25 protein-coding genes are annotated in these 23,462 nt (G+C 41.4%); 14 read left to right on the top strand and 11 right to left on the bottom strand.

Translation table 11 applies throughout. The features are described from left to right. Nucleotides 1-56 precede the first annotated feature (56 nt). On the top strand, nt 57-908 hold the full coding sequence (locus KTH84_RS10310) for a formate/nitrite transporter family protein (protein WP_262473051.1): 852 nt from the start codon (nt 57-59) through the stop codon (nt 906-908). A 27-nt stretch (nt 909-935) separates the two neighbouring features. Here the strand turns inward: KTH84_RS10310 and KTH84_RS10305 are convergent, their stop codons facing one another. The 3 genes from KTH84_RS10305 to KTH84_RS10295 all read right to left on the bottom strand — a co-directional run bounded on the left by KTH84_RS10305 (nt 936) and on the right by KTH84_RS10295 (nt 4,048). After that, nucleotides 936-2,201: a replication-associated recombination protein A gene (locus KTH84_RS10305; RefSeq protein ID WP_202743233.1), complete on the bottom strand. Its 1,266-nt coding sequence runs from the start codon at nt 2,199-2,201 to the stop codon at nt 936-938. Nucleotides 2,202-2,306: 105 nt separating this feature from the next. After that, nucleotides 2,307-3,479, bottom strand: a complete 1,173-nt coding sequence (locus KTH84_RS10300; protein WP_262473050.1) for a PQQ-dependent sugar dehydrogenase — start codon at nt 3,477-3,479, stop codon at nt 2,307-2,309. A 110-nt stretch (nt 3,480-3,589) separates the two neighbouring features. Then, on the bottom strand, nt 3,590-4,048 hold the full coding sequence (locus tag KTH84_RS10295) for a YcgN family cysteine cluster protein (RefSeq protein WP_133971095.1): 459 nt from the start codon (nt 4,046-4,048) through the stop codon (nt 3,590-3,592). Between the two features lie 193 nt (nt 4,049-4,241). Between KTH84_RS10295 and KTH84_RS10290 the strand changes: the two genes are divergently transcribed. From KTH84_RS10290 to KTH84_RS10255, 8 genes are all read left to right on the top strand, one after another. Then, complete coding sequence (locus tag KTH84_RS10290) at nt 4,242-4,400, top strand: DUF1328 domain-containing protein (RefSeq protein WP_002053759.1); 159 nt, start codon at nt 4,242-4,244, stop codon at nt 4,398-4,400. 172 nt (nt 4,401-4,572) lie between these two features. Then, entirely contained in the window at nt 4,573-5,310 is a 738-nt protein-coding gene (locus KTH84_RS10285) for a dienelactone hydrolase family protein (RefSeq protein ID WP_042895933.1), read from the top strand. Between the two features lie 183 nt (nt 5,311-5,493). Further along, entirely contained in the window at nt 5,494-5,856 is a 363-nt protein-coding gene (locus tag KTH84_RS10280; protein WP_042895935.1) for an HIT family protein, read from the top strand. Between the two features lie 130 nt (nt 5,857-5,986). Beyond that, nucleotides 5,987-7,021, top strand: coding sequence for an A/G-specific adenine glycosylase (mutY, locus tag KTH84_RS10275; RefSeq protein ID WP_133971093.1), 1,035 nt, complete (start codon nt 5,987-5,989; stop codon nt 7,019-7,021). 47 nt (nt 7,022-7,068) lie between these two features. Beyond that, nucleotides 7,069-7,605 (top strand): M23 family metallopeptidase, encoded by a 537-nt coding sequence (locus KTH84_RS10270; RefSeq protein WP_262473049.1) that lies wholly within the window; start codon nt 7,069-7,071, stop codon nt 7,603-7,605. A 9-nt stretch (nt 7,606-7,614) separates the two neighbouring features. After that, the gene (locus KTH84_RS10265; protein WP_001287364.1) at nt 7,615-7,860 is read left to right on the top strand and encodes a hypothetical protein; all 246 of its coding nucleotides are present in this window, start codon (nt 7,615-7,617) and stop codon (nt 7,858-7,860) included. Between the two features lie 30 nt (nt 7,861-7,890). After that, nucleotides 7,891-8,451, top strand: a complete 561-nt coding sequence (locus tag KTH84_RS10260; protein WP_262473048.1) for a DNA-3-methyladenine glycosylase I — start codon at nt 7,891-7,893, stop codon at nt 8,449-8,451. Nucleotides 8,452-8,489: 38 nt separating this feature from the next. Next, entirely contained in the window at nt 8,490-9,518 is a 1,029-nt protein-coding gene (locus KTH84_RS10255; protein ID WP_262473047.1) for an NAD(P)-dependent alcohol dehydrogenase, read from the top strand. A gap of 2 nt (nt 9,519-9,520) precedes the next feature. Here the strand turns inward: KTH84_RS10255 and KTH84_RS10250 are convergent, their stop codons facing one another. Continuing rightward, entirely contained in the window at nt 9,521-10,945 is a 1,425-nt protein-coding gene (locus tag KTH84_RS10250) for a PLP-dependent aminotransferase family protein (protein WP_262473046.1), read from the bottom strand. Between the two features lie 90 nt (nt 10,946-11,035). On the opposite strand from KTH84_RS10250, the gene KTH84_RS10240 reads away from it, so the two are divergent. Further along, on the top strand, nt 11,036-11,410 hold the full coding sequence (locus KTH84_RS10240) for a hypothetical protein (RefSeq protein WP_262473045.1): 375 nt from the start codon (nt 11,036-11,038) through the stop codon (nt 11,408-11,410). Here the strand turns inward: KTH84_RS10240 and KTH84_RS10235 are convergent. Continuing rightward, a complete protein-coding gene (locus tag KTH84_RS10235) occupies nt 11,394-12,296 on the bottom strand; it encodes a LysR family transcriptional regulator (RefSeq protein ID WP_262473044.1) in 903 nt (300 codons plus the stop codon). The genes KTH84_RS10240 and KTH84_RS10235 overlap by 17 nt on opposite strands. A gap of 120 nt (nt 12,297-12,416) precedes the next feature. Between KTH84_RS10235 and dkgB the strand changes: the two genes are divergently transcribed. Then, nucleotides 12,417-13,220 carry a 2,5-didehydrogluconate reductase DkgB gene (dkgB, locus tag KTH84_RS10230; protein ID WP_262473043.1) on the top strand — a complete coding sequence of 268 codons (804 nt, stop codon included), beginning with the start codon at nt 12,417-12,419 and terminating at the stop codon, nt 13,218-13,220. A gap of 4 nt (nt 13,221-13,224) precedes the next feature. Beyond that, the gene (locus KTH84_RS10225) at nt 13,225-14,415 is read left to right on the top strand and encodes an MFS transporter (protein ID WP_262473042.1); all 1,191 of its coding nucleotides are present in this window, start codon (nt 13,225-13,227) and stop codon (nt 14,413-14,415) included. A 42-nt stretch (nt 14,416-14,457) separates the two neighbouring features. Here KTH84_RS10225 and KTH84_RS10220 read toward each other — a convergent pair whose 3' ends face one another. Continuing rightward, nucleotides 14,458-15,111, bottom strand: coding sequence for an START domain-containing protein (locus tag KTH84_RS10220; protein ID WP_262473041.1), 654 nt, complete (start codon nt 15,109-15,111; stop codon nt 14,458-14,460). 50 nt (nt 15,112-15,161) lie between these two features. Beyond that, the gene (gene dapB / locus KTH84_RS10215; RefSeq protein ID WP_262473040.1) at nt 15,162-15,983 is read right to left on the bottom strand and encodes a 4-hydroxy-tetrahydrodipicolinate reductase; all 822 of its coding nucleotides are present in this window, start codon (nt 15,981-15,983) and stop codon (nt 15,162-15,164) included. A 184-nt stretch (nt 15,984-16,167) separates the two neighbouring features. Here dapB and KTH84_RS10210 point away from each other — a divergent pair, with 184 nt between their 5' ends. Beyond that, entirely contained in the window at nt 16,168-16,548 is a 381-nt protein-coding gene (locus KTH84_RS10210; RefSeq protein WP_262473039.1) for a hypothetical protein, read from the top strand. 114 nt (nt 16,549-16,662) lie between these two features. Here KTH84_RS10210 and dnaJ read toward each other — a convergent pair whose 3' ends face one another. The 4 genes from dnaJ to KTH84_RS10190 all read right to left on the bottom strand — a co-directional run bounded on the left by dnaJ (nt 16,663) and on the right by KTH84_RS10190 (nt 22,627). Further along, complete coding sequence (dnaJ, locus tag KTH84_RS10205; RefSeq protein ID WP_042895966.1) at nt 16,663-17,778, bottom strand: molecular chaperone DnaJ; 1,116 nt, start codon at nt 17,776-17,778, stop codon at nt 16,663-16,665. 103 nt (nt 17,779-17,881) lie between these two features. Continuing rightward, the gene (locus KTH84_RS10200) at nt 17,882-18,259 is read right to left on the bottom strand and encodes a hypothetical protein (RefSeq protein ID WP_042895967.1); all 378 of its coding nucleotides are present in this window, start codon (nt 18,257-18,259) and stop codon (nt 17,882-17,884) included. A 139-nt stretch (nt 18,260-18,398) separates the two neighbouring features. Beyond that, a complete protein-coding gene (locus KTH84_RS10195; protein WP_262473038.1) occupies nt 18,399-21,524 on the bottom strand; it encodes an efflux RND transporter permease subunit in 3,126 nt (1,041 codons plus the stop codon). Then, entirely contained in the window at nt 21,521-22,627 is a 1,107-nt protein-coding gene (locus tag KTH84_RS10190) for an efflux RND transporter periplasmic adaptor subunit (protein WP_262473037.1), read from the bottom strand. Before KTH84_RS10190 ends, KTH84_RS10195 begins: the two co-directional genes overlap by 4 nt. A 149-nt stretch (nt 22,628-22,776) precedes the next feature. On the opposite strand from KTH84_RS10190, the gene KTH84_RS10185 reads away from it, so the two are divergent. After that, entirely contained in the window at nt 22,777-23,400 is a 624-nt protein-coding gene (locus KTH84_RS10185; RefSeq protein WP_262473036.1) for a TetR/AcrR family transcriptional regulator, read from the top strand. Nucleotides 23,401-23,462 lie beyond the last annotated feature (62 nt).

Below are 23,462 nucleotides of genomic sequence, written 5' to 3'. Positions count from 1 at the left end.
CTTTAACAATAAATAAAAACGAGAAATATAAAATATTTATTCAGGGAGTAAACTAAATGGATCATAAAATAGAGGAAGAAAAAGTCGATCAAACCTTAAGCTGGCGTGAAAAAATAGCGGTTGAAGAACATGAGAAACTTTCACCCCGACTAGTCTATGAAATTATTCGCCGTGATGGTGCCGAGGAATTGGATCGACCAACCGCCGCACTGATCTTTTCAGGAATTGCCGCGGGTTTGGTCATCAGTTTTTCATTTGTATTTAAAGCGATTATCGCATCTTATATTCCGACTGATGCGATCTGGGCCGATTTAATCACCAATATCGGTTATACCATTGGTTTCCTGATCGCTATTTTGGGTCACATGCAGCTCTTTACCGAGAATACCATCACTACAGTTGTACCTTTATTCAAACCCTTTACCTTGGATAAATTACGAGCAGTAGGTCGCTTATGGGGGATTGTGATTCTATGCAATATCATTGGAACAGGTTTGGCGAGTTTATTTTTCCTAACGACTCACCTGTTTACTCCCGGTATTGACCAAGCACTCGATGAACTCGCCCATCATGTAGGTTCCTTTTCTGCAACCCAGAATATGCTGAAAGGTATTATGTCTGGGCTGTTAATTGCAGCATTGGTCTGGATGCTACCCTCAGTCAGTAATAAATTCCTGCTCATCTTTTTCATGACTTATCTGATAGGACTAGGCGACTTTACCCATGTAGTGGTTGGCTCTACCGAAATGTCCTATCTGGTCTGGCAAGGAGATGCTTCTATTAACCAATATCTGTTTACTTTCCTGATCCCCACCACCATTGGCAACATTATTGGTGGTACAGGCGTGTTTACCCTACTGATTTATGGTCAGGTGACTGAAGAACTGGAACAACATGATCATCGTTAGGTATAGCTTGATACAACGAATAGGTTATTACTGTTCCTGCTGCCATCTGCGTTGCTGCAAGCGCTCACCTTCAACTTCACGCTTGTTTCTCGCAGACTCATAAACCTTGGTTCCCTTTAACTCTGGCGGCAAATAGTCTTGCAGCACAAAGTGCTCTGGGTAATCGTGAGGATAGAGATAATTAATTCCATAACCTTGCTGTTTCATGAGCTTGGTTGGTGCATTTCTTAAATGTAAAGGCACGGGTAAATTAGCTGTTTTTTCTGCAAGTTCTAAAGCTCGATTAATCGCGAGATAAGTGCTATTACTTTTTGCACTCGTTGCTAAATAAACTGCCGTTTGGCCCAGAATAATTCGCGCCTCAGGCATCCCCACAGCTTGTACAGAGCGGAAGCATTCACCTGCAAGTAATAATGCATTCGGGTTAGAATTTCCAATATCTTCAGAGGCTGCAATGAGCATACGTCTGGCAATAAAAACCGGATCTTCCCCGCCTTTGAGCATACGTGCCATCCAATACAGAGTTGCATCTGGATCACTGCCCCGAATCGATTTAATAAATGCAGAAACTAAATCGTAATGCTGCTCCCCAGATTTGTCATAACGTGCAATATTTTGCTGCGCTACTTTCACTACCACAGCATTGGTAATCGTGTTTTCAATCTCTGGTTCAAATGTACTGGCAATCAGGTCAAGTAAATTCAGTGCCTTACGGGCATCACCTGCAGCGAATTGAATAAGTGCATCATATTCTTCAATATGAATATAGCGTTCTTTTAAGAATTTATCGGCTTGAAGCGCATTATTAATGAGCGTCTGGATTGCCTCACTGTCTAGACTGTTTAAGGTATAAACCTGACAGCGTGATAAAAGCGCACTATTCACCTCAAAAGACGGGTTTTCGGTGGTCGCTCCAACTAAGGTAATTTTTCCTTTTTCAACTGCACCCAATAAAGCATCTTGCTGTGATTTATTAAATCGATGAATTTCATCAATAAAAACTACAGGGGTCAGTAAATCACCACTTTCCGCAATGATTTCACGTAATTCTTTCACACCCGTATTCAGCGCAGATAAGCTCACAAATGGTCGGTCTATCGCCTGAGCTAACAGCAAAGCAATTGTTGTTTTACCAACGCCCGGTGGCCCCCAAAAAATAATAGAAGGTAAATGTCCCTGATCAATCATTTGACGCAGAGGCGCGTTTTCACCCAATAAATGATCTTGCCCAATAATTTCAGACAAGTCTCTCGGGCGTAGGCGTTCGGGAAGTGGAATATGAGTGTCTGACATTTCAAATAGCTTTATCGTCTTTTATCTATAGTCTATTGTGTCTCACAGAAATCTACAATTTTAATCTATGAGACACGGCCTTTATTTACAGGCGGTTTTATCGCCTTAAGATGCTTTCTTACTTAACCTAAGTAAGCGTGCCTTTGGACCATCTTCAATGACCCAAATCGAACCGTCTTGTGCTTCATGCAAACCACGAATACGTTGCTTCATATCTAGTCTTTGCACTTCTTTCACAGGTTTATGCTCTAAATCCACAACAATAATTGCTTCAGAAGATAACCCGCCAATTAAGGCTTTATTTTGCCATGCAGGAAATTGTTGGCCGCGATAAATAATCATACTCGATGGAGAGATTACAGGAGTCCAGTCAATTTCAGGTGCTTTAAATTCTGGGCGAGTGTGATGATCTGGAATAGGCTGACCCGAATAATGGTCTCCATTTGAAACGATTGGATAACCGTAATTTTCACCTTTTGTGATGATATTAAGCTCATCACCACCTTTAGGTCCCATCTCAACCACCCATAGTTGTCCTTGAGCATCAAAGGCCATTCCTAACGGATTACGGTGTCCCAGTGACCATATTTCAGCAGTGACCCCGCCTTGCTTATAAAAAGGGTTACCTACGGCCGCTGTACCATCCTCATTTAAGCGCAAGATTTTACCTAAATTACTTTTCATGTTTTGAGCAGGATCAAACTTTTGTCGCTCACCTGAACTCACCCAAAGTTTTCCATCCGTACCAAAAAGCATCCGATGTCCATAATGGCCTTGACCTGAAACTTTGGGTACTTGCTGCCAAATCGGCTTCACATCTGTAAGTTTTGGCTGTTTGGGGTTAGATAAATCTAGTTTCGCGCGTGAAATAACTGCACCAGATCCTCCTTGCCCTTTTGTTGCATAGCTCAGATAAATCCAATGGTTTTTGGCAAAGTCAGGATGTAAAACCACATCACCTAATCCACCTTGTCCGCCATAATTCACTGTCGGAACACCAGAGACATCCAACATTTGTTTATTTTTAGGATTAAAAAGTTTTAATTTTCCTTGGCGTTCAGTGACCAATAAACGCTGATCTGGCAAACTTGTTATTGCCCAAGGTTCATCAAAATGTGCAACCGTTTCAACCTGATAAGATGGTTTGACTGAATTAGATTGTTCTGTTTTAGCCGAGGTTTTTTGTTCTAGATCTTTTGAATTGGTATTATTTGAGCCACAGGCCATCAACAATAAGAAACTACTACATAATAAAGGGGCTGCTAATCGTCTCATCATTTTTATCTCCTTTTGCTTTTATTGTTATATAACGGAGATGAGCAAAAAATTTACAATAAAAGTGTTACTTTATTATACGCTGTAATTAGACCTGTCTTTTGAAGATTCAATTAACGAACCCAACGTACCACATAATCTTCAAGATCATCCTCATGGACATTAACTTCAGAAATACAACGTCCTGCAACTGACTTTTTCGCTTTCACCACACTTTGTCTAGAGCCTGTATTCAAGTAATGCCAAGAAGGTAAATTTTTACCTTCATTCAAACGCTTATAGGCACAACTTGATGGCAACCAGTGAATTGTTTTTAAAGACTCAACCGTTAACTGTAAGCAATCCGGTACTTGTTGCTGACGATTGGAATAGTCCGAACAACCTCCTGTACTGCAATCAAGTAACTTACACGCCACTTTGGTATAAGCCACCTCATGGGTATCTTCATCTTCAAGCTTTACTAGACAACACAAACCGCAACCATCACATAAAGCTTCCCACTCAGCCTGAGTCAGTTGCTCAAGCGTGTAATTTTTCCAAAATAATGGGCGAAGTGAGGTCTCGGTAGACATAAGTTTTCAACGGCTGAATAGATGAAACAATGTGTAAGTATAGCATTGAAGTATGCCGTGCCTAAAAACAAGATAAATTTTTAGAATCACAAAATGATTGTTTAATATACATTTCAACCACATAAACGACACATTCGCTGCAAAAAACACGCTATATAGTAAAACGACAATGAAAAAATAAGGAGAACAACATATGTTCCGTTGGGCGATAATTTTTGCAGTGATTGCACTCATTGCCAGTCTATTAGGGTTTGGTGGTGTTGCAGGACTATCTAAAGACTTTGCCGTGATTTTATTAGTTGTGGCTGTAATTCTAGCTGTAATTGGGTTCATTTCCCGAGGCCGGACTTAAGTTTAAGCATCACCCCATAAAAAGAAGGAACTGGTTTCCTTCTTTTTTATTGCGCTGAAATATTTCTCTTTTTCTTTTGATGTAGATTCTTACATAGTTATTTATATCACTTTTATCTTTTTATGCTTTAATCAAGCGTGTTTAAATCTCTTTAAATTTCAGGATTAAGGTCATGAGTACAGCAATTAAAACCCGTGAAATTCAATATACTGCACCAGATGGCAGCCATTTAATTGGCTACTTTGCGGCTCCAGATAGTGAAACACCTGTTGCGGGTGTGATTGTTGGTCCTGAGTGGTGGGGTCGTAACGAATATACCGAACAACGTGCACGTGAGCTTGCCGAACATGGTTATGCTGCGCTTGCAATTGATATGTACGGCGATAAAAAAGTAACCACGACTGCAGCTCAAGCCTATGAATGGATGATGCAGACATTTGAAAATTTAGACACAGTTACTGATCGTGCCAATGCAGCGCTTCAAACTCTAGCTGCTCAGCCAGAAGTAAATAGTGAAAAACTTGCCGCTATTGGTTTTTGCTATGGCGGTAAAGTCGTGTTAGACCTCGCTCGCTCAGGTGCTCCACTGAAAGCAGTTGCAACATTCCATGGCACATTAACGCCTAAAGCACCTGCTCAAAAAGGCAACATTCAAGGTGAAGTTTTAGTACTACATGGTGAATTAGACAGTATGGTCACCTTAGAAGATGTTGCTAATTTTGAAAAAGAGATGCAAGCTGCTGAGGTTAAACACGAAGTAGTGGTTTTAGAAGGTGCTAAACATGGCTTTAGTAACCCGCTTGCAGATGAAAAAGCTAAAGCGAACGGTGTAGATCTTGGCTACAATAGCGAAGCGGAAAAACAAGGCCTTGCTAAAATGTACGCTTTGTTAGATCGTACTTTAAAATAAAAGAAGCAAATTTGGAGCAAATGTTTTTTCGCATTTGCTCCCTTAAATGTTTATGACTTTGCAATATTTTTACTGTATTTTTTAAACCATACTTCAATAACTATACTCCCGTTGAGCTAGAGCAAAGCCTAGTCTTATTTCCCGCACTCGGGGTTTAATGGAATAACATGAGAGGATACAACAATGACTGACAAGAAATGTCCGTATTGCGAATTTGATGAATATGACATCATTGATAAGAATGAATTTGCTGTAATTTTACCTGATTCTAATCCGTTATCTAAAGGCCACTGTGTGGTAACACCACTGCGCCATGTTCGTTCTTTTTTTGACATCACTTCTAAAGAACATCAAGGCCTGCTTACACTTCTTGAAATTGCGCGCCATGAAACACAGCTTCGCCATCAACCAGCCGGTTTCCATATTAGCTTCAATGATGGTGAAGTGTTTGGACAAAATTCAGATCATTTCCACATTCATGTCATTCCATACTATAAAAACCAACCGTTGAAACTTGACCAACGTTGGGGCATACAAAAGGATTAATCCTTTTTATTATTGAAACAGAGATTGCTCATTATCAGGTAATCTCTGTTTTAACACTCTCTTGTTCATTGTCTGCTTTAATCAAAATTTCAGCTATAATTTAGCCCTCTCTTTTCTTCTTTAGCTGTTCATGCCTGAATTTTCTTTTTCTGATGCCCTTTTAAGCTGGTTCGATCAACATGGTCGTCATGATTTGCCGTGGCAAGTCGTAGATGATCCATATAAAGTCTGGGTTTCTGAAATCATGTTGCAGCAGACTCAGGTAAAAACAGTTCTGCAATACTTTGACCGCTTTATGGAGCGTTTTCCAACAGTAGAAGCCCTAGGCCATGCAACTTGGGATGAAGTAGCTCCTTACTGGGCTGGATTAGGTTATTACGCTCGTGCACGCAATTTGCATAAAGCGGCTGGCCTTGTCACTCAGCAAGGTAAGTTTCCTGAAACACTAGAAGAATGGATTGCCCTACCTGGTATTGGCCCCTCTACCGCAGGCGCGCTGATGTCTTTGGGATTACGTCAGTACGGCGTCATTATGGATGGTAATGTAAAACGTGTATTAGCCCGTTTTTTTGCTATTGAAGATGATTTAAGTAAGCCCCAACATGAACGTGAAATGTGGAAATTAGCTGGGCAACTTTGTCCAACTCAGCGCAACCATGACTACACTCAAGCCATTATGGACTTGGGTGCAACCATCTGTACGCCTAAAAAGCCTCTTTGTTTATATTGCCCAATGCAAGCTCATTGCCAAGCTTACCAGCAAGGTTTAGAACAAGAATTACCTTTTAAGAAACCGAAAAAAACACCGCCTGTTAGAACAGCAGATGTTCTTATCATCCAGTGTGAAGATGAATGGTTCTGGCAACAACGACAATCTCATGGTTTGTGGGGTGGTCTATTCTGTTTACCGATTTTAGAAATTGAACACGAACGTCTTAGCTTAAGTCAGCAATTTAAACTGCAACCTCAAACGCAAAGCTTTCAGATCAGTCATAGTTTCACTCATTTTACATGGCTACTTAATGCTCACACGTTCCACGTGGAACCTGATCAAAAAGAACATCTGGCAATTGAACTCGAAGGACAATGGCTGAGCCCAGAACAAGCTGTTGCCAAGGGCGTTCCAACAGCCATGAAAAAATTGATCTCGACGAGTCGTTCGTGACATAGTGAGCAAAATAATTTTGATATGGCTGTGACAGGGAGTATTTTGTGCGACGATTTGTTTCTCATTTCTCACTTGGTTTTTTAATTCTTCTATTGGCTGCCTGTGCCAGTGCACCTAAAAAACCAGCCCCACTCTCACCAGCTCAAGTCAGCAAGCTTAAAAGTATGCAACTCGCAAATCGACTTCCTGTGCCTGTGAAAGGTGTCGACCGAGATGAGTTAAAAGATACGTGGGGAGCTGCACGCAGTCAGGGCCGTAGTCATGAAGGAATTGATATTTTGGCTCCACGTGGAACCAAAGTGTACAGTGCGACCGAAGGGCTTGTTGCAGATCTGCGTAATAATAATCTCGGTGGTAAAGTCATCTGGATTTTAGGTCCAGCAGGAACATGGCATTATTATGCTCACCTAGATGGTCACAAACGTGGACTAAATGTTGGTGATTATGTCAAAAAAGGTGATCTGATCGGTTATGTCGGCAATACTGGCAATGCACGTTATACTTCACCTCATTTGCATTATGGTCTTTATCTAGATGGTAAAGGGCGTGGTGCTGTTAACCCTTATTCTTATTTACGCTAGGAACATTGTATGTCGGAAGCGCTGATCAATCGCTTAGTAGAGTTTGCCGAGTCAGGCAATCAGCAAAAGATCATTTTAAATGGCAATAGCTATCAAGGCTGGATCATGGAAATCAGCGACGATGCCCTGCTAATCAGTACCGGTTTTTCAGATAAAGTGGGCAAAGACTTTTGGCTAAAGTTTGAAGACTTAACTCAAGCTGAACTGTATTATTGGGATACGCGCCCAAATGAATGGGTGTTATTTAAACTTTAAAATTCTAAGATAAATATAAGGAGCATCATCATGAAAATTCAACGCTGCGGATGGTGCTCCAACGATCCTCTCTATATTGCCTATCACGATGAAGAATGGGGAAAACCAGAACATGATGAAGCACGATTATTTGAAATGCTTTGTCTGGAAGGTCAGCAAGCGGGCTTATCTTGGATTACCGTACTCAAAAAAAGAGAAAGTTACCGAGAGCACTTCTTTAATCACCCAATTGCAGAAATTGCCTCATTCACAGATGACTTTTTAGAACTCAAATTATCCGATGCGGGTTTAATTCGCCACTTAGGCAAACTTAAAGCCATTCGTGATAATGCCATTGCTTGGCAAGTACTCAAAGCACAAGTCGGTGATGTGACTACATGGCTTTGGCAATTTGTAGATGCTGCACCAAAGCAAAATGATGTTGAAGATTATCGTCGGGCACCAGCACAAACCGAACTCAGCGTAAAACTTTCCAAAACACTCAAAAAGAATGGCTTCAAATTCGTTGGTCCAACCACCTGTTATGCTTTTATGCAAGCAGTGGGCATGGTCAATGATCATGAAAACAATTGTCAATTTAAAGCTTCATAACCCACCATAACGGTTCAAATCCGCTTAAGGAGTTTCCGATGAGCAATAATACAATTCAAGCTTATGCCGCTATGCAGGCAGGTGAAAAACTGGTTCCTTACCAATTTGATGCAGGTGAATTACAGCCTCATCAGGTTGAAGTCAAAGTTGAATATTGTGGTTTATGTCATTCTGATATTTCTGTTCTAAACAATGAATGGCGTTCAACTGTGTACCCTGTTATTGCAGGCCATGAAATTATTGGACGAATTGTTGCTTTGGGCTCAGAAGCTAAAGGTCTACAAATTGGACAACGTGTGGGCATTGGCTGGACCGCTGAAAGCTGCCAAGCATGTGATGAATGTATTGGTGGCCAGCAAGTCCTTTGTACGGGTGAAAATGTAGCAACAATCGTGGGGCATGCCGGTGGCTTTGCCGATAAAGTACGTGCAGGCTGGCAGTGGATTATTCCCCTTCCCGATGATTTAGACCCAGAAAGTGCAGGCCCTTTACTTTGTGGCGGGATTACCGTTTTTGATCCACTACTCAAACACAGAATTCAGGCAACACACCATGTAGGCGTAATTGGGATTGGTGGTTTAGGTCATATGGCCATTAAGCTACTTAAAGCTTGGGGCTGTGAAATCACAGCATTTAGTTCTAATCCTGATAAAACTGAAGAGCTCAAAGCAATGGGCGCCGATCATGTGGTGAATAGCCGCGACACAGACGCGGTAAAAGCACAAAAAGGTAAATTTGATTTATTGCTGAGTACCGTGAATGTGACCTTAAATTGGCGCGCTTTTATTTCTACACTAGCACCAAACGGCTCTTTACATTTCTTGGGGCTTACGCTCGAACCTGTTCCAGTTTCTGTCGGTTCGCTTATTGACGGTGCCAAGTCAGTAACAGGCTCACCCACAGGTTCACCCGCCGCACTGCGTCAACTTTTAAAGTTCGCTGCACGTAAACAAATTGCGCCTCAAATTGAGCTATTTCCAATGTCACAGCTCAATGAAGCAATTGAACGTTTACACTCAGGTCAAGCACGCTACCGTATTGTGCTTAAAGCAGACTTTGCAGAATAAAACTAATTTACTGTTTTCATCTGTTGCCGTGACCAGTCTGCCAAGTCACTAATCGCTTGGCGGACATCTGCTGTTAATTCATGACCAGCGTTTAAACGAATGAAATGTCGATAACGTTCATCTTCACCAAAAACATGACCTGGAACCACAGTAATTCCTTCAGCTTTTGCAGTGTAATACAGCGCTAAGGTATCTACATTCTTAGGTAACTGTATCCAGAGTGCATAGCCTCCTTCTGGTTGGCTCAGAGCAATTGGAAGGCCTTCAAAGGCTCTTAAAATACAAATACGATACTGCTCGACTTGTCGCATCAGATTGGGCCGTAGCTGTTCTAAATGCTCTCGATAACCACGGCTATAAATAAAATCTGCCAGACCTAATTGTAAGGGCGTATTCACACCAATATTGCTTGCTAACAGCTCAAGTCTTAAATGCTGTAGCTTTGCACTTAAACAAAACCACCCTACCCGATACGCGCTCGACAGCGACTTGGAAACCGACCCACACCAAATAACATAGCCTTCACGGTCCCAATAGCGAATCGGTAGTGGGCGTTCATTACTGTAACCACACTCACCAAAAATATCGTCTTCAATAATAAAACACTGATACTTTGCAGCTAATTCAGCAATCTTTTGTTTTTCTGCATTGCTAAAACAATATCCCAAAGGATTTTGATAGTTAGCTGTCATTAAACAAACCTTCGCCAAACCCTGCTGCATCAATGACTCTAAGCGCTCAAGATCGATTCCACGATGATCTGCTGGAATCTCAACAATCTGTCTTTTTAAACTTGCTAATAACTGTAAATGACCATTATAGGTAGGTGTAGGAATAAGGATACTATCGCCCACTTCAGTGAGCTTCTGAACCACTAAAGACAAAGCAGGCATACAGCCATTGGTAATAAAAATTTCTTCCGGAGCAATGTAAATACCATCTTCACGCCAATGATCAGAAAGCGCTTTTCTTAATTGCTCATGTCCTTGTTTATTACAGTAGAGAAAGTCTTGTGGCTGACAGTTTTTTAAAGCACGTTGAATAGAGCGGCGTAAGCCTTCCACGGGAATGAAATGGGGCGTCAACTGGATCGAACCCAACGGTACAAGATGACTTTGTAAGGCAGCCTCTTGAATTTGGTTATGCAACTCCAGATTTGAGACTTGTCGAGGTAAAGACAAAAAATCTGGGCTATCAGGAATAGGACTCGATTGGGTGCGAGCCACCACAAAATAACCTGACTTTGGCTTTACATAAATGAGTCCCCTCGCCTCAAGCAATTCATAACAACTTTTTGCCGTGCTTAAGCTAATACTGTGCTGACGAGCAAAATCTCGTAAAGAAATAAGCTTCTGATGGGGTTTAAGCTCATCTTGATAAATACGATGTGCTAATTGATTGGCAAGAACCTGATATTGAAAAGTCATTCTGTACTGCTTTTTTAAAAATTTCTGTATCTGTACTGGTTTATAGAACACCTTTACGCTATAGAAATCAACTCAAAGAGTAGCAAGATCATGAAATTAAACGCTATATTTTTATCTACTATTGTTTTAGCAGGTTGCCAACCCCAACCAAAAAATGAACAGCACAGACATACGGTTTGCCAAAGTCTGATTGAGGGTTATTTAAAAATGACGAATCAACAAGACTATAAAATGGAGCAGCGCACTGATGATGAGACCAGTACGATTTCTCATTATCAATATAAGCGTAATAGCTCAAATGAAGTTGTGATGGTGAACTCGGTTTATTCCAAATTATATTTTAGTTGCCGCCAACAGCAAAAAAGCTATTTTCTGGCACAGCATTCATCAGAAGGGCAAACCACCCCAGTTTTAGAAGTTCATTTTCCAAGTAATGCATATGTTAATTTTAGAGAGCGTTTTTAAAACCATCTTTTAACTGTTCTGCCAAAAATTCAATGAATAAACGGATTCTTTTTGGTAGATGCTCTTGTTGATAATACACAGCATGGATGCTTTGATATTGATGTTCAATTTGATCTTCAAATAATGCAATCAATCGCCCTTCTTGAATATCTTTCCAAATTTCAAATTCAGATAACCGCGCAATGCCATGCCCTCTAATGGTAAGTTGACGTACCGTCTCTCCACTCGATGCTTTAATTTTTGATTGTGCAAAGAAATATTCATCACCGACTTTAATCGGCCAGCTATTAATATAGGCAGGTCTAGTGAATCCAATCAAATCATGTTGTTCGAGTTCTTCTGGTTGTGTGGGTGTGCCTTTAACCGCCAAATAATCCGGACTTGCCACAATATATAAACGGCTTTTGCAAACTAATTTTGCATGAAGACTCGAATCATTAAGTTCCCCAAATCGAAATGCTACATCAGTTTTATGCTGCAATAAGTCAATCACTTGATCATTACTATTTAACTCAATTTCAATATCTGGATAGCACTCACGAAACTTATGCATTAATGGTGCAATCACGTGTAAAACAAACGGGGTAGCCGAATCAATGCGAATGAGGCCCGCAGTACCCTGATCAGATTTTTGTAGTTCTTCTTCAGCTGCATTAAGCTCATTTAAGATTTTACGAGCCTTTACCAGAAACTGTTGCCCTTCTTGAGTCAATTTCAACTTACGTGTTGTTCGCTCTAACAAGGTGACATCTAACTTAGTCTCTAAGCGTGTTAAAGATCGACTAATCCCCGAAGGTGTCTGTTTTAAATGTTCTGCGGCAGCGACAAACGAACCTGTATCAATAATTGTGATAAAGGCAACAAGTTCTTCAATTGTTGATTTCATGGCTTATTCTATTATTGATTAATCATCAAAGATATTTTGCTTATTCATCTATTTTTTCGCAACAATAATCCGAGCAAAATGCACCTCAAGTTAAACAATTATTTAAATTCAGGTGAATACATGAATATCCCACGTTTTGGTCTAGGAACTTTCCGTCTAAAAGAGCAAGCGGTGATTGATTCTGTTAAAAATGCTTTAGATGTAGGTTACCGTGCAATTGATACGGCCCAAATTTATGACAATGAAGTAGCAATTGGCCAAGCCATTGCCGAAAGCGGTGTATCACGTCAGGACTTATTTCTAACTACAAAAATCTGGGTAGATAATTTTGCTCAAGATAAGTTTATTCCAAGCTTAAAAGAAAGCTTACAAAAGCTTCGTACTGACCATGTCGATTTAACTTTGATTCACTGGCCAGCACCGGACTTAGGCGTTTCGATTCCCGAAATCATGCAGCTTTTACTTGAAGCAAAACAACAAGGCCTAACCAAACAAATTGGGATCTCAAACTTCAATATTGAGCTTACCCAACAAGCAATTGACACAATTGGCGCAGAGCATATTGCAACCAACCAGATTGAACTAAGTCCTTATCTTCAAAACCACAAACTTGTGAACTTCTTACAAGATAAGAATATTGATGTCACTTCATATATGACGCTTGCATACGGCAAGGTGCTTCAAGACCCAGTTCTAGCTGAAATTGCAGCAGCTCATCAAGCAACAACAGCGCAAATTGCACTGGCATGGGCATTGCAACGTGGTTTTGCGGTCATTCCATCTTCGACTAAACGTGAAAACCTGATGAGCAATTTAAAAGCACAGGATATCGAGTTAACTTCGGCTGAAATGCAACTGATTGCCGAACTTGATCGTAACAGTCGTGAAGTTAGCCCAGAGCCATGGGCACCTGTTTGGGACTAAACTCATGAATACTCAATCAAATACAGCGTTTTCTTTATTGGCATTAGCCATTGGTGCCTTTGCCATTGGTACCACTGAATTTTCACCAATGGGATTGTTGCCGAATATCGCGAATGATTTAGGAATTTCAATTCCAACGGCCGGAATGTTAATTACAGGTTATGCACTTGGCGTAATGCTAGGTGCACCTTTCATGACCTTGTGGTTTGGTGGTTTTGCACGACGTAATGCACTTATTTTTCTCATGGCGATCTTTACGGTAGGTAACTTGATAGCGGCGTTTTCACCAAGTTATATGAGCTTATTAGGTGCGCGTCTCATCACCAGCCTTAACCATGGTGCTTTCTTCGGGATTGGCTCTGTTGTAGCAGCAAGCATTGTGCCCGCACATAAACAAGCCAGTGCTGTAGCCACTATGTTTATGGGCTTAACCATTGCCAACATTGGCGGTGTGCCTTTGGCAACATGGGTTGGGCAAAATATTGGTTGGCGCATGTCTTTCCTTGCGATCTCCGTGCTTGGCATCATTACCATGCTCGCTTTATGGAAAGCCCTACCACAAGGTATGGTTGCCCAAAAACCAAATGTGAAAGCTGAATTGAAAGTATTAAAGCGCATGCCTGTAATACTTGCATTGCTCACTACAGTACTCAGTGCGGGGGCAATGTTTACGCTATATACCTATATTGCGCCAAGTTTGACTGAGTTTACCCATGCTTCACCTATCTTCATTACTTTTATGCTGATGTTAATTGGTGTCGGTTTCTCGATTGGTAACCATTTAGGTGGCCGCTTTGCAGATTTATCTATCAACAAAACCCTAATTGGTTTCTTGGTTCTGTTGATTGTGATGATGGTGACTTTCCCAATTCTTGCACAAAGCCAGATTGGAGCAGCCGTTGCATTAGTGATCTGGGGCGCAGCCACTTTTGCTTTAGTTCCACCTTTGCAAATGCGTGTAATGTCAGTCGCTCACGAAGCACCAGGCCTTGCCTCTTCAGTAAATATTGGTGCGTTTAACCTCGGTAACGCAGTAGGAGCAGCAGCAGGTGCGTTAGTACTCGATTTAGGTTGGGGTTATAGCGCAGTTTCATTTGCTGGTGCTTTACTGGCTGGGTTAGGTTTGTTATTGGTTTTATTCCAAATCAAACGCGAAAGCAGCCCCACTCCCGCCTTGCAACAATGTTCAGATTAATAAAAAAGCGCCTGATTTCAGGCGCTTTTTTATTAAAGTTATTTATTTTAAAATATCTGGTAATTTCGGTTGTTCATAAATCGGACTGGTCACTTCGCGCTTCATTTTCAGCAACATCTGGTAAGGCTGCTGTTGAACAAACATATTCACAAAACTTAATGGAATTGCACCCGCAGGGTCCGCATAACCACTCGTAGTAACTTTCACCTTATTATTTACAAGTTTCTGGAATGTCCAGTCTCCTTCATAGCGTGTTAAGCGCACCACATCGGGTTGTATCGGGTAATTTCCGCTAATTGCAGTATTTTTAATTGTCACAACGCCATTTGCAGCCTTGCTCATTTTTCCTTTTACAACGACATCGCGATCTTTCAAAGGAAACGGAAAATCCAACACCATGTAGAGTGTGAATTCACCCTTTTTCTCATCTTGAGACAACATCTGAACCTTGCCCATATAAGGTACCCACTGATCAGCACGATTTACATCTAAAATCACTGCAACAGCGCGTTCGAGTGGCACATCAAATGTCGTTTCTGCTTTATATTGAAAGACTGGATTATCATTCTTTTGATAAGTCCAGACTTTAATATTATTACGGTCCAAGCTGAGTTTAGCTTTTTCCGTAGAAGCAGCCCCCGTCCAGAGGCTGCTCAAGCAAAGAAGAGTGGTCAAGGCAATTTGTTTTTTATTCATGTTCTGCTCTATCTTTTTTTTCTCGCTACACATGGAATACGGACAGGGTTTTAAACCTGTACGTCGTTCAATCCTAAAACATCTTTCATATCATATTTACGCGCTTCACGGCCCACAACCCATGCCGCAGCTCGCACTGCACCAGCAGCAAAGTTCATACGGTTAGTGGCTTTATGAGTCACTTCAACGCGCTCACCTTCACCAATGAACATAACAGTGTGTTCGCCAACAATATCACCACCACGAATGGTTTCGAAACCAATCGTTTGACGGTCACGTGGGCCTGTATGTCCTTCACGTCCATAAACAGCAACTTCTTTTAAGTTACGGCCTAAAGTATCTGCAATCGCTTCACCCATCATTAACGCTGTACCTGATGGCGCATCTACTTTATGACGGTGATGAGCTTCAATCACTTCGATATCTACTGTATCGCCAAATACTTTTGCTGCAAGCTCAAGTAACTTGATTGATACATTTACACCAACCGAATAGTTCGCAGCATAAACCACAGGTGTGTGAGTAGCAGCTTCATCTAGCTCAGCTTTTTGCTCATCTGACATGCCTGTTGTGCCAATGACCATGGCAACCCCTGCTTCACGGCAAAGCTTCAAATGCTGAGCAGTCGCAACTGGTGCGGTAAAATCAATGATTACATCGCAGTCTTTCAGAACATCTGCCAAACTTCCTGAAACCTTCACACCCACTGAACCAATACCAGCAAGCTCACCTGCGTCAGTGCCGACCAAACTACTTTCTGGACGCTCTACCGCAGCAGCCAATTGATAGCCTGCCTGTTGAACTGCTTGAATAAGCGTACGGCCCATACGACCGCCTGCACCTAAAACACCAATGCGTGGAGCTGCTGACATAATCCTTTCCAATCTTCTGTTTTACGTAATTTGTCTACTATATCAAAACTCTTTGCTCACGATAAAAAGTAAAAATTATTTTTTGAAATGAGCTGAAATTTAATCTGTTTTCACAAAAGTTAAAGAATTGATCGGCACACTACTCAGCCACGAATGAAAAAAAGATGACTATAAGGAGTTCAGCATGCATTCGAGAGTTATTGGCTTTACAGTGATAATGGGGATTATGAGTTCAATGGCATTTGCAGAACCTGCAATTCAGCTAGGGGACACATTAGAGAGCTTATCTAAAGCGCGTATTACGACTAACGTAAATACTCAAACAGCAACGCCTACAGCTCAAACGAGCGTAGCAAGCGATGCCAATACCGACGTTAAAGTTGAAGATATTGATCCGATTATTGAAGAAAAAACAGCTGAAACTCCCAAAGTAACCATACAATCACTTACTCAAGCCAGTGTAGAAGCTGCGGCAGTATCAATTATCGAAAATGCACCTACTCTTGCTTCTAGTGAACCGACTATAAGTGTTGAAGATATTGATGTTGCTCACCCTACAGAGTAAGCAGAAGTAATTTTCTTTTAAGTAGAATAAAAATAATAAGATGAATCAGCGCAATAAAAAGGCGGATATTTTATCAATATCCGCCTTCTTTTTAATTTCTTATCTAATCAAGTATTAATCGAACAAACGATCAAAGAATGATTTTTTCTTTGGAGAAGAAGCACTGTCTTCACCATCAAAAGAAGCTTGCAACTCTTTAAGTAATTCACGTTGGCGAGCATTCAAGTTCACAGGTGTTTCTATCACAATACGGCAAAGCAAATCACCCACCATGCTGCTACGAACTGGACGAACGCCTTTGCCACGTAAACGGAATAATTTGCCTGTTTGAGTTCCCTCAGGAATCTTCAAGCTAACACGACCTTCCAATGTTGGAATTTCAATTTCTTTACCAAGTGCAGCATCAGCAATGCTCACTGGTACATCCATATAAAGGTCGGCACCATCACGTTGGAAAATTTCGTGTTCGCGAACAACCACTTCAACGTACAAGTCACCTGATTGGCCATCACGAATTGCTTCGCCTTTACCACTCAGACGAACGCGGTCACCATTATCCACACCCGCTGGAATGGTAACTTCCAACGTTTGCTGGCGATCAGCTACACCTGAACCATGACATGCCTGACAAGGGTTTTTAATAATTTTACCTTGACCACGACAAGTACCACATGTTTGTTGTACAGAGAAGAAACCTTGCTGCATACGCACTTGTCCTGAACCATGACAAGTTTTACAGGTTTCAACATCTTTTGGATTTTTTGAACCTTTACCATCACACACATCACATGGTGCTGGAGCAGTAAAAGTAATAGTTTTTTTCACCCCTTTTACAGCTTCTTCAAGGGTAAGTTCCATTACATAGCGTAAATCTGATCCGCGACGTTGACGTTGTTGACGTCCACCGCCACCGAATGCGCCACCGAAGATATCACCGAACTGGCTAAAAATGTCTTCTGCACTAAATCCGCCAAAGCCACCACCGCCGCCGCCGCCAAAGCCACCTTCGAACGCATTATGTCCCATGCGATCGTACATGCTTCGCTTTTCGCTGTCCGATAAAACTTCATAAGCTTCAGCAGCTTCTTTAAATTTCTCTTCAGCTTCGGCATTGTCAGGGTTTCTATCAGGATGATATTTCATCGCCAATTTACGGTAGGCTTTTTTGATCTCATCATCACTTGCGGTTTTTGAAACGCCTAAAACCTCATAATAATCACGTTTAGCCATTTTTGGCGGTGCTCCTCACGGAATTTTATCAATACTCTATTGCCGACTAAATGGGGTGCTTTAGCCGAATTTACAAGGGGAAAATGTTTAAAAAATAGATATATTAAAAAACTGCCTTATTTTTTAAATATTTAGACAAGCCTTTTAACCATGCATTTAATAGGAATAACCACGCAATGGCGCTAAAAACTACACCAGCAACCGTAGAGGCAGTTACCCAAAGATTACTGTCCCATGCAAAAAAGAAGAGCGGAATAAACCAGACCACAGCAAAAATTGCCATACAAAGAAATAGAATTCCGTTGCGCATAATCCATAGCGCATGTGCATGAATCCAGACTTCTGCATTATCTACAACAGCCACTTTACGCGCAACCAAATAAGCAAAGGCCGCAAAAATAACCGTAAATAATGCAAGAAACATGAATACATAAGAAATTACAATATAACGGCGATGCTGTTGGATATGGTCTTGCCCCATCTGTATTTCACCTCAATTCACTGCATTTTGCCTATTTTTTATGCAGTGAAATAATCCTGTATTTTTTGTGTAAAGACAGGTGCTACTATATTGGAGTTTTCAATATTTCGCACCTTTATTCACAAAAAATTTATGTATTTTATGCGGTTTTTTTCACCTTAAACCACGCTGCGTAGAGCGCAGGTAAGAAAAATAATGTCAGTAAGGTGGCAACAATCAATCCACCCATGATCGCAACTGCCATCGGACCAAAGAAAATACTCCTTGAAAGTGGGATCATTGCTAAAACGGCAGCCAAGGCAGTCAAAATAATCGGACGGAATCGACGTACTGTCGCCTCAATAATCGCTTCCCATGTTGGATGACCTGCCTGCCTGTCTTGTTCAATTTGATCAATCAAAATAAGCGAGTTGCGCATGATCATGCCAGAGAGCGCAATTGTGCCCAACATAGCCACAAAGCCGAACGGTTTGTTAAATAGAAGTAAGAATAAAACCACACCAATCAAACCCAGCGGAGCTGTTAATAACACAATGGTCGCGCGAGATAAGCTTTTGAGCTGAATCATCAGTAATGTCATTACCACAGCCAAGAAAAGTGGCATCCCCGCATTAACGGAATTTTGCCCACGTGCAGACTCTTCTACGGTTCCACCGACTTCAACAAGATAGCCACTTGGTAATTCAGCACGTAACTTATCCATTGATTCGGCTAATTCGCCTACCACTGTAGCTGGCTGTAATTGAGTTCGAATATCTGCGCGAACAGTAATGGTTGGTAAGCGGTTACGATGCCAAATTAAACCATCTTCAAACTTATATTCAATTTTAGCGATTTGAGCTAAAGGCACAGTCGTTCCATTGGTCGTTGGGACAGCTAAACTTGCCAGTGAAGCCACTTCAACACGTTCAGACTGATCGCCACGTAAACGGATTTCAATAAGCTCACGCTTTTCACGATATTGCTCAATCGCACTACCTGTAATTGATGCATTAATGAAGTTCGCTAAATCCAGACTAGAGACACCCATTTGTCGAGCACGATCTTGGTCAATTTGAATTGAAATAATCTTACTCGGCTCACCCCAATCTAAATGCACATTGGTCGTGTTCGGATTTTCGCTAACTAGTTTAGCGACTTTCTGTGCTTCTTGACGTACCTGATTTTGATCTTCACCCGACACACGATATTGCAACGGATAACCAACAGGTGGGCCATTTTCCAGTAATGACACGCGAGTACGAACTTGCGGAAGTAGTTGTTTAATTTGTGTTTCTAACGAGCGACGAATTTCATCACGATCATCAAGTGATGATGCGAGTACAACAAACTGCGCAAAGCTGGCTTGTGGCAGTTGCTGATCTAAAGGTAAATAAAAACGTGGTGAACCTGTACCGACATATGCCACATAGTTATCAATACCTTTTTGTTTAGACAGGAATTTTTCAACCTTTTTCACAGCTTGTTCTGTCGCTGTTAAAGAAGCGCCTTCTTCAAGTTTTAAATCGACTAAAATCTCGGCACGATTTGAAGGTGGGAAAAACTGCTGAGGAACTATCTTAAACATCAGCACAGATAGCACAAAAATACCTACCGTTGTCGCAATTACGGTTTTACGATAGGTCACACAAAACTCAACCATCTTCCTAAAACGTAAATAGAAGCTAGATTGATAAGGATCGTAGTGATGGTCCTGTGAAATGGCTACAGTTTGCGGTTGCGGCTTTTTAGTTAATCTCGCCCATAAACGGACATACCAAGGTGCCTGATGACCTGTTTTGGTAAAATCGGGTAATAGCTTTTCACCTAAATAAGGTACGAATAAAACTGCCGCGACCCAAGATACAAGCAAAGCAATCGTGACTACCTGAAAGATAGAACGAGTGTATTCACCTGTACCAGACTGAGCCGTAGCGATGGGTAAGAAACCAGCCGCGGTAATCAGTGTTCCAGTGAGCATCGGAAATGCTGTTGTTTTCCACGTAAATCCGGCGGCTTTAATTCGGCTATAACCCTGCTCCATCTTAATTGCCATCATCTCGACGGCAATAATGGCATCATCGACTAACAAACCTAGAGCCAAGATCAGAGCACCGAGTGAAATCTTATGCAGGCCGACATCGAATAGACTCATACCTGCAAAAGTCATTGCTAAAACTAAAGGAATAGAAAAAGCGACAACTAATCCCGTGCGAAAACCTAAAGAGAAAAAACTCACTAACAAGACAATAATAACTGCTTCAGCGAGTACCTTTATAAACTCTTGAATACTGCGTTGTACTGCGACAGGTTGGTCAGAAACTTTTTGCAGCTTCATGCCTAAAGGCAAAGTTTTTTGCAGTTGGGCAAATTCTGTGTCGAGATTTTTACCTAGGGCAATAATGTCGCCACCCTTACGCATCGATAGAGCAATACCAATGCCATTTTCACCCATGAAACGCATACGTGGCTGAGCAGGTTGACTAAAACCACGATAGACATCAGCGACATCACCAAGCTGGATGGTTTTATCACCTACCAGCAAAGGCATTTTCTTAATTTCATCAACGTTTTGTAAATGACCACTTACCCGAATCTGAATACGGTCTGTGCCTGTTTCAAAAAAGCCAGCACTTGCCATACTATTTTGCTTTTGTAAGGCCTCTTGAATCGCTGTAACTGGAATACCGAGCTGTACTGCTTTGGTGTTAGAAATCTCAATCCAGATTTTTTGATCTTGCAGACCAATTAATTCGACCTTACTGACATCCTTGACGCGTTGAAGCTGTAATTGCAAACGATCTGCATATTCTTTTAGAAGTGCATAGTCAAAGTCTTTGCCTGTCAGTACATAAATATTGCCGTAAGTGTCTCCAAATTCGTCATTGAAAAATGGACCTTGTACACCATTTGGTAGTTCATGGCGTATGTCATTCACCTTCTTACGAACGTTGTACCAAACATCTGGAATCTTGTCAGAAGTAAGTGAATCTTTAGCCACAAAAGTAACTAATGACTCGCCTGGACGGGAGTAAGCCATAATCTTGTCATACTGCCCTGTTGTCATGAGTTCCTTTTCGATACGGTCCGTAACTAAAGTAGAAACTTCTTTGGCAGTCGCCCCAGGCCAGTAGGTCTGTACCACCATGACCTTAAAGGTAAAGGGCGGGTCTTCACTTTGTGATAATTTTGAATAAGAGATCGCACCGATAATGCCAAGCAACAGCATAAAATAAAGGACGATGCCTTTATTATTTAATGCCCATTCCGAGAGATTAAATTTCATGGCTGGGTTGCTCCCTGAATTTTCACCCCACGGTTTTCACGATCAATCGGATGAATCTTCTGTTTATCACGTAGCAAATGTACGCCACCAATCACAACCCAATCATTTGGGGCCAAGCCAGATAATACCGGCACACTATCTTTGCCATATGCACCAATCGTTACAGGTACTTTACGCAATGTCTGATTCACATTAACAACCCATACGTAAGGTTGATTATCTGTTGCTGAGACACTCGAAAGTGGCACACTCATCACATTGGTTTGAGTCGAGCTAAAAAATACGCGTGCACTTTGTCCAAGCTGAATAACAGATTGACCTTCTTTGAGTGCAACCTTGACTGTAAATGTACGAGACTGATCAGCTGCTGGGGAAACTTCGCGTACATAACCAGCAAATCGATCATTCGGTTTAGACCATAAAGTGACCCAAGCTGCCTGACCAACCTTGATCTCGGCAACCGCTTGTTCTGGTACGCCAATGACAACTTCACGCTCTCCATCAATTGCCAGTTGATAAGCGGCTTGACCCGCTGCAACCACTTGTCCAATTTCAATGTTTCGCGCAGTAATCACCCCGTTTTTATTAGAAATTAGCTGGTTATAGCCTGTCTGATTGGCAGAAACTTCATAGTTAGAACGAGCTTGCTGTAAAGCTGCTTGCGCCGAGTCATATTGATTTTTTACTGTGTCATATTGTGAACGGCTAACCGCATTAATTGGCAGTAATTGCTGAAAACGTTTTAACTCATCTGATGCCGTTTTTGCTGCTGCCTGTGCATTGTCCAGTTGGGCTTTAGCAGCATTTAACTGTAGCTGAGCATCTGCCACGTCAAGTTTTGCTAAAACTTGTCCAACCTTAACTCGATCACCAACGTCCACGTAACGTGCCGTAACTTGCCCACCAACTCGAAACGCTAAAGCCGTTTGTTGTCTGGCCTGTACATCCCCTGCATAGCTTTTTTGTTCATTGAGCGTGGTCAAGGGTTGAGCCACCATCACATAGGGTATTTCTTCTGTTTTGGGGGCCTCTTTACTGCACCCCATTAATGTGACCGTACAAACAATCACCATACTCATGATGAGAGGTTTTAACAGATTCATATCTTATCGCTCTTATTCAAACTGATTTTTTAAGGCACAATATGCTTGCATCATAAATTGTTTGTTTTTTAATTAATATACCCACGGGTATACTAATTAAAGAAAAACTTATAAATCGCTATTTTTTTAAATTTTTATTAGAGGATTTCGTGCAAACAGTTAATCAAAGTGGTCGCCCCAAAGATCTAGAAAAACGTGCTCGTGTTCTGCAAGCAGCAAAAGCCATTTTTTTAAAATCTGGTTATCACGGTACCAGCATGAACCAGATTGCACAGGAAGCAGGAGTCACTAAGCTCACGGTTTATAATCACTTTCAAGATAAAGCCAACCTGTTTATCTGTGCGATTACAGAAACCTGTGAAGAGACACTGTGTACTAAACAATTTGAATTAGACGCATCGGCAGACTTTTATCAAGCACTCTTTATTGTGTGTTCACGCGCCTTGCAAATTATTTACTCACCTGAAGCACTTAAACTTGAACACGTTTTATTTGAACTTGCAGCAGAACAAAGTCCACTCGCCCTACAGTTTTTTGATGCATCTCATACCCGACTGCAAAATCAATTAGCTGAGTTTTTGCAAAAAGCGGCTCAATTAGGTTTTATTAAAACCGATAATCCTACTTATCAAACCGAGCTTCTTATGTCCTTATTGCTTGGCGTACGCCACCAGAAGGTTTTACTTGGGATCATTGCTGTACCAAATGCTCATGAGCTTGAGCAAATTATTCAAGATGCAATTGCTTTATTCCTGCTCAAATATCGGACTTAAACCAAAGTACCATTGCCAAAAGTTGTACTGAGTGCATGCCATCGTTAACAGCATCGCATGCA

Origin of the sequence: Acinetobacter sp. WU_MDCI_Abxb74 (assembly GCF_025513915.1) — a bacterium.
Taxonomy (GTDB): Bacteria; Pseudomonadota; Gammaproteobacteria; order Pseudomonadales; family Moraxellaceae; genus Acinetobacter; species Acinetobacter calcoaceticus_C.
The sequence above is the reverse complement of the archived record's forward strand: the minus strand, read 5'-3'. Positions and strand labels throughout refer to the sequence as shown.

Excerpts from the sequence above, each read along its gene's own strand:
- KTH84_RS10310 (WP_262473051.1), top strand. The coding sequence starts at position 57 with ATGGATCATAAAATAGAGGAAGAAAAAGTCGATCAAACCTTAAGCTGG.
- KTH84_RS10305 (WP_202743233.1), bottom strand. The coding sequence starts at position 2,201 with ATGTCAGACACTCATATTCCACTTCCCGAACGCCTACGCCCGAGAGAC.
- KTH84_RS10300 (WP_262473050.1), bottom strand. The coding sequence starts at position 3,479 with ATGATGAGACGATTAGCAGCCCCTTTATTATGTAGTAGTTTCTTATTG.
- KTH84_RS10295 (WP_133971095.1), bottom strand. The coding sequence starts at position 4,048 with ATGTCTACCGAGACCTCACTTCGCCCATTATTTTGGAAAAATTACACG.
- KTH84_RS10290 (WP_002053759.1), top strand. The coding sequence starts at position 4,242 with ATGTTCCGTTGGGCGATAATTTTTGCAGTGATTGCACTCATTGCCAGT.
- KTH84_RS10285 (WP_042895933.1), top strand. The coding sequence starts at position 4,573 with ATGAGTACAGCAATTAAAACCCGTGAAATTCAATATACTGCACCAGAT.
- KTH84_RS10280 (WP_042895935.1), top strand. The coding sequence starts at position 5,494 with ATGACTGACAAGAAATGTCCGTATTGCGAATTTGATGAATATGACATC.
- mutY (WP_133971093.1), top strand. The coding sequence starts at position 5,987 with ATGCCTGAATTTTCTTTTTCTGATGCCCTTTTAAGCTGGTTCGATCAA.
- KTH84_RS10265 (WP_001287364.1), top strand. The coding sequence starts at position 7,615 with ATGTCGGAAGCGCTGATCAATCGCTTAGTAGAGTTTGCCGAGTCAGGC.
- KTH84_RS10260 (WP_262473048.1), top strand. The coding sequence starts at position 7,891 with ATGAAAATTCAACGCTGCGGATGGTGCTCCAACGATCCTCTCTATATT.
- KTH84_RS10255 (WP_262473047.1), top strand. The coding sequence starts at position 8,490 with ATGAGCAATAATACAATTCAAGCTTATGCCGCTATGCAGGCAGGTGAA.
- KTH84_RS10250 (WP_262473046.1), bottom strand. The coding sequence starts at position 10,945 with ATGACTTTTCAATATCAGGTTCTTGCCAATCAATTAGCACATCGTATT.
- KTH84_RS10240 (WP_262473045.1), top strand. The coding sequence starts at position 11,036 with ATGAAATTAAACGCTATATTTTTATCTACTATTGTTTTAGCAGGTTGC.
- KTH84_RS10235 (WP_262473044.1), bottom strand. The coding sequence starts at position 12,296 with ATGAAATCAACAATTGAAGAACTTGTTGCCTTTATCACAATTATTGAT.
- dkgB (WP_262473043.1), top strand. The coding sequence starts at position 12,417 with ATGAATATCCCACGTTTTGGTCTAGGAACTTTCCGTCTAAAAGAGCAA.
- KTH84_RS10225 (WP_262473042.1), top strand. The coding sequence starts at position 13,225 with ATGAATACTCAATCAAATACAGCGTTTTCTTTATTGGCATTAGCCATT.
- KTH84_RS10220 (WP_262473041.1), bottom strand. The coding sequence starts at position 15,111 with ATGAATAAAAAACAAATTGCCTTGACCACTCTTCTTTGCTTGAGCAGC.
- dapB (WP_262473040.1), bottom strand. The coding sequence starts at position 15,983 with ATGTCAGCAGCTCCACGCATTGGTGTTTTAGGTGCAGGCGGTCGTATG.
- KTH84_RS10210 (WP_262473039.1), top strand. The coding sequence starts at position 16,168 with ATGCATTCGAGAGTTATTGGCTTTACAGTGATAATGGGGATTATGAGT.
- dnaJ (WP_042895966.1), bottom strand. The coding sequence starts at position 17,778 with ATGGCTAAACGTGATTATTATGAGGTTTTAGGCGTTTCAAAAACCGCA.
- KTH84_RS10200 (WP_042895967.1), bottom strand. The coding sequence starts at position 18,259 with ATGGGGCAAGACCATATCCAACAGCATCGCCGTTATATTGTAATTTCT.
- KTH84_RS10195 (WP_262473038.1), bottom strand. The coding sequence starts at position 21,524 with ATGAAATTTAATCTCTCGGAATGGGCATTAAATAATAAAGGCATCGTC.
- KTH84_RS10190 (WP_262473037.1), bottom strand. The coding sequence starts at position 22,627 with ATGAATCTGTTAAAACCTCTCATCATGAGTATGGTGATTGTTTGTACG.